General features: G+C 63.5%; 2 pseudogenes. Both read left to right on the top strand.

From position 1 onward, the window contains the following. Positions 1–2,824, top strand: a pseudogene (locus tag CWO89_RS46500) (hypothetical protein); the annotation flags it as partial. After that, positions 2,773–3,814: pseudogene (locus tag CWO89_RS41750) on the top strand (filamentous hemagglutinin); the annotation flags it as partial. The pseudogenes CWO89_RS46500 and CWO89_RS41750, both read left to right, overlap by 52 nt.

Below are 3,814 nucleotides of genomic sequence, written 5' to 3'. Positions count from 1 at the left end.
TCAGACCGGCATCCCGGGCCAGTCGATCTGGATCGGCGACAACGCTGTTCTCGATGTGGCGGGGCGGTCGGTGACGGCCGTGGATCGCCAGGGCCGGCCCTATGGTGTCGTTTCCGACGGCGGTTCGATTGCCATCGGCGTCAGGTTCGACTCCAACGGTCAAGTCGATAACAATGGTTTCGTCGTGGTCCGGCCGGGAGCCGTGCTCGATGCTTCCGGTGCGAGTGCGGTGATCGCACCATACGGCGCGGTCGGAGGTGCCCCGACCGCGGTGGCGAGCAATGGCGGCAGCATCGCGCTCGCGTCCCGGCACGGAATCTTTCTGGACGGCACGGTGCGTGCGGCGACGGGCGGAGCGGGCGCCTCCGGCGGCACACTGTCGCTGTTGCTCGGTGAAAAGCCGGCGGGGGCCGATTGGGACCCGTCGGATGTCCAACTCGTACCGCGTCGTCTGATCATCACTCAGGACTACGTGCCGAGCGGCATGCGCGCCGATCTCAAGCCTGGAGAAGCCGATCCTACGCTGGGCTATGGGGTGGCGCGGATCAGCGCCAAACAGGTCGAGGCCGGCGGTTTCGACAGTCTTTCCCTGTGGTCATCGACCGCATTCGTGTTCGACGGTCCAGTATCGCTCAATCTGGGACGCAGCATCGTTTTCGACCGAGGCGTGCTGACGAGCAGCGACACCGCCAGCAGCGTGGCGCTGACGGCCCCCCACGTTCTACTGCGCGGGTATGCTTTTACGACCGGTCTGCCCGGGTCCAGCTTTTCCATATCGTCACCCTCCTCGCAGGCAACGACCGCAAAGCTCACGGTCTCGGCCGATTTGATCGACATCCAGAACTACGTCCAGTTCGGGGCGAGCGGTAAAATCGAGTCGAACAGCGGCGCGCAGGTGTTGTACGACATGGCTGGTTTCAGGGACATCGATCTCACCAGCCGTGGCGACATTCGGTTTGTGCGCAATACTGCGCAGACCAGCACCTTCCCCTCAGGGACGCGTACGACACTGCGGACGCCCGGCAACCTCACGCTCACGGCGGCCCAGCTCTATCCAACTACTGGCGCCCAGGCCGAGGTCTACGCTGCTTTCGATCCTTCGCTCCCTGACGCCAGGCTCTCCATCAAACGCATCGACGATGCATTGCCGCAGACGCCGTTCTCGGCCTTCGGCAGCTTGTCGCTCTATGCCACCGTTATCGACCAGGGTGGCGTCATCCGCGCGCCGCTCGGCGACATCGTCCTTGGTGCCGACAGCAACAGCTTCGGCACCATTAGCACGACCGGCGCAGTAAACCTGCTTCCTGGAAGCATCACATCGGTGAGCGCCGCCGGGCTGCTGCTTCCTTTTGGCGGCACGACGGACGGCGTGAGCTACAAGTACAACGGCGGCGAATTTTCGTATGGCGGGATCAATACGCCGGTCGGCGGCAGTATCACGTTCAACGCGCAATCCGTCGTCGGGCACCCGGGCGCGACGCTCGACCTCTCGGGCGGCGGCGAACTTGCGGGCTCGGCGTTCATCTCCGGCCGCGGCGGTTCGGTCGACATCCTGACCACGGCCTTGGCCAACGCCAATCCGGCAAATTCCTTCAGCGCCTCCGGCAATGCCGTCTATGCCATCATGCCCGGCTATGCAAGCAGCTACGCGCCGAGCGATCCCAGCACTCGGGCTGCACCGGCCACGGGCCAGCAGATCACGATACCAGCCGGCGTTCCCGGCCTGCCCGCCGGCACCTATACCCTGCTGCCCTCGCAGTATGCGCTGTTGCCCGGCGCCTTCCGTGTCGAACTCAGCGGCATATCAAAGGCCCCGCTCTCCGGCGCGATCAAGACAGAGTCCGGCTCCTATGGCTCCTATGTCGTGGATGCCAATACCAGCATTGCCAACACGTCGATTCAGCCGCCGCTTGCTGTCCGGGCGATCATCATGCCCGGAACGACGGTGCGCAAATATGCGCAATACAATGAGATGAGCTACAGCGACTTCGCGATCCAGAAGGCCGCGACGCTTAGCCAGACCCGTCCGGCATTGCCGGCGGACGCCAAGACCCTCAACCTGCTGCTCGCTGCCGGGGCCAGCGAAGCGCTGACCTTCGCCGGCACCGCCCTGTTTCAGCCCGCCGAAGGCGGAATAGGGGGGACGGCGACCGTTGACGTCACCTCTGCGGATGGTACGCGTCCGCCGCTGGAGATTTTCGGCGCCGCGCCAACGCCGGGATTTGATGGCGTTTCGGTGCGCGCGTCCGAGCTTAATGCGCTCAACGCGGGGCGGCTCTGGATCGGCGGCAGCAGGTGGTTGATCGGAGTCTCGTCGATCGTAGAGTTTCGCGGCAATACGGAAATCATCAATGTGCGCGCCGACGCCTATCTGCGCGCGCCCGAAATATTCCTCATAGCCGCCGACTACAATCCATATGATGACGTCGATGGCGGCCGGATCAATATCGAAGCTGGTGCGCGGATCGAAACCATCGGGATGGGCAAGCCGCCATTCGATTCATCCGACGGCCTGCTCTATTCGAGCCCAGGCACCATGGTCGCAGTCTCGAACGGATGGCTCAACTTCCTTCCCCCAGGCAACGGCGGAACCGGCGGGATTACAATCGCGCTTGTCCGAGCGGTTCGTGCACCAGCGACGCACGCATCGTCTCCGATGGCACAATTACGTTCCTTACCCCGGGCGAAATCAAATTCGGCACGAATTTCAGGTTGGGGGCGAAATACTTGTCGCTCGCGGTGCCTACGATCAATATCGGTGAGACCGCCGCGTTGGCTGATGCCAACGTTCCCACCGGCTTTCTGCTCAATCAGAGTGTGCTGAACATATTGCTGGCCGGCGATCCCAGTCTCGGTGCGCCGAAACTCGAGCGTCTGACATTGGGGGCCGCCAATTCGATCAATTTCTTTGGAACGGTGAGCCTCAACACCATCGACCCGGTAACCGGAAAATCTTCTCTGGATCAGCTCGTGCTGAACACACCCGCCATCTACGGGTATGGTGAGGCGGGCGATGTCCCGACGATCACCACCGGTACACTCTACTGGAACGGCGTGATCGGCAATGTTGTCGCTCCGCTGGACCAATATGGCAGCTTGCCTCCCGGCCCCGTGGTGCAAAATGGTCCCGGCACCGGCAGCGGCACGCTGAACATCAACGCCGAACACATCGTATTCGGCTACAACGATACAGAACGAAAGCGCAAGGACACGACGCTCGATCGTCTCTCGCTGGGCTTCTCGACCGTCAATCTCACCGCCAGCGATCGCATCACCTCCAATGGCAAAGGCTCGCTGTCGGTCTATCAGGCACAGGGCGATTATGTCGAAGGCCGCGGCTATTCCTATAGCGGTGGCGCCCTCAACCTGATCACGCCGCTACTGACAGGTGAGGCCGGCTCCGTCACCACCATCACGGCGGGCGGCGCGCTCACCATGCGCGCGCCGGCGGGCGCCGCGGTTGTCACGACGGATGCGCTCGGCGCCCAAATCCGCTTGAACGCGGCGAGCATCACGCAGTTCGACACCACCATCGGCCTGTCGAGCGGACGGCTGACCATGAATGCGACCGGCGACATCGTGCTCGCCTCGGGATCGAAGCTCGACCTCGCCGGCCGTGCCGTGCAGCTGATCGATCAGACCCGCTACAGCTGGGGCGGCGACGTGATCCTGACCAGCACGGAAGGCAACGTGGTCCAGCAGATGGGGTCGACGATCGATATCTCGGCCGCGAACAACGATGCCGGCACCGTGACGGTGGAGGCGCTGGGCGCCGGGGCGGGGCGGGTGGATCTGGCCGGCCTGATCAAGGGCG

Origin of the sequence: Bradyrhizobium sp. Leo170, from assembly GCF_004296405.1 — a bacterium.
GTDB lineage: Bacteria > Pseudomonadota > Alphaproteobacteria > Rhizobiales > Xanthobacteraceae > Bradyrhizobium.
This window is presented reverse-complemented; position numbering and strand designations above follow the sequence as displayed.